This window comes from Ornithinibacter sp., from assembly GCF_035443565.1.
Taxonomy (GTDB): domain Bacteria; phylum Actinomycetota; class Actinomycetes; order Actinomycetales; family Dermatophilaceae; genus Fodinibacter.
In genome coordinates, this window is the sequence record NZ_DAORSO010000036.1 from 1 (window position 1) to 1,642 (window position 1,642).

General features: G+C 69.4%; 2 protein-coding genes. One reads left to right on the forward strand and one right to left on the reverse strand.

Translation table 11 applies throughout. From position 1 onward, the window contains the following. Nucleotides 1-743, forward strand: a 743-nt coding sequence (locus tag PLL68_RS06130) for a succinate dehydrogenase/fumarate reductase iron-sulfur subunit (RefSeq protein ID WP_324532639.1), incomplete at its 5' end; no start/stop codon positions are given. 113 nt (nucleotides 744-856) lie between these two features. Here PLL68_RS06130 and PLL68_RS06135 read toward each other — a convergent pair. Continuing rightward, on the reverse strand, nucleotides 857-1,600 hold the full coding sequence (locus PLL68_RS06135) for a CPBP family intramembrane glutamic endopeptidase (RefSeq protein WP_324532641.1): 744 nt from the start codon (nucleotides 1,598-1,600) through the stop codon (nucleotides 857-859). Nucleotides 1,601-1,642 lie beyond the last annotated feature (42 nt).

Below are 1,642 nucleotides of genomic sequence, written 5' to 3' on the forward strand. Positions count from 1 at the left end.
TGAACCTCACCCTGAAGATCTGGCGCCAGGCCGGCCCCCGCCACACCGGCGAGCTCGTCGTCTACAAGGTCTCCGACATCAGCCCCGACATGAGCTTCCTCGAGATGCTCGACGTGCTCAACGAACAGCTCAACGCGGCCGGACAGGAGCCCATCGCCTTCGACAGCGACTGCCGTGAGGGCATCTGCGGCATGTGTGGCCTGATGATCTCCGGCGAGGCTCACGGGCCCGAGAAGACGACGACCTGTCAGCTGCACATGCGCAGCTTCCGCGACGGTGCGGTCATCACGATCGAGCCGTGGCGCGCCAACGCGTTCCCGGTCATCAAGGACCTCGTCGTCGACCGCGGTGCCTTCGACCGCATCATCCAGGCGGGCGGCTACATCTCGGTCAACACCGGGTCCGCCCCCGACGCCCACGCCGCGCCGGTCCCCAAGCCGGCTGCCGACCGGGCGTTCACGGCGGCCGAGTGCATCGGGTGCGGCGCGTGCGTCGCGGCCTGCCCGAACGCGAGCGCCATGCTGTTCATGGGCGCCAAGGTCACCCACCTCTCCGAGCTGCCCCAGGGTCAGCCCGAGCGGATGGCGCGAGTCGTCTCCATGGTCGACCAGCACGACCACGAGGGCTTTGGTGGCTGCACCAACGTCGGCGCCTGCTCTCAGGCCTGCCCGAAGGGCATCCCGCAGGACGTCATCTCCACGCTCAACCACGACCTCCTGGCGGCGATGCGCGCAGGTCACTGACCGGCATCCCCACCACCAACGCGTACCCCCATCGACCAACAGGTCGATGGGGGTACCCGTTTGTGAGCGTCAGGGCGTACCCGGACCGACCTGTTGGTCGGTTCCGGGACGGGTCAGAGCCAGCTGAGGCGGTCGCGCAGTAGCGCGTAGCCGACGAAGGCGACGACGTCGAGGATCGTGTGGGCCACCACGAGCGGCATCACCCGCTTGGAGCGGGTGTACCACCAGCCGAAGACCACCCCCATGACGATGTTGCCGACGAAGCCGCCGAACCCCTGGTAGAGGTGGTAGGTGCCTCGGATCACGGCGCTGGTGAGGATGATCTGCCAGCGCCCCCACCCGGCCTGGCCCCACCGTTTGAACAGGTAGCCCACCATGACCACCTCTTCGAGCACCGCGTTCTGGGCGGCGGCGAGGACCAGGACGGGGACGGTCCACCAAGCGCTCGCGAGGTTGGCAGCGGCGATCGTCGTGTTGAGGTCGAGGGCCTTCGCGGCGGCGTACAGCGCGAGCCCGGGGAGGCCGATGACGGCGGCCAGCACCGCCCCGCGCACGAGGTCCTGACCCGGCCGGCGCAGGTCGAAGCCCATCGTGTGGGGTTCGTCCGGGTCGTCGCGGCGCAGCAGGTGCAGGGCGAGGAGCACCGGCACCACGGCCAGCGCGACCCCGGTGAGCTGGTAGGCGAGGTCGAGCCACGGCCGGTCCGGGGTCACCGACGAGTTCATCGAGGTGGTCTGCGACCCGAGCGGTGCCGACCGGGTCAGCTTGTCGACGATGCGCAGCAGTGACCAGATCGCCGAGGCTCCCAGGGACACACCGAGCACGAGCCAGGTCTCGGTGAGGTGCTGGCGGCGCATGGAGGACAGCGTATGCCGCGCACCGGTCGGTGCCACGTCGGG

Excerpts from the sequence above, each read along its gene's own strand:
- PLL68_RS06135 (WP_324532641.1), bottom strand. The coding sequence starts at position 1,600 with ATGCGCCGCCAGCACCTCACCGAGACCTGGCTCGTGCTCGGTGTGTCC.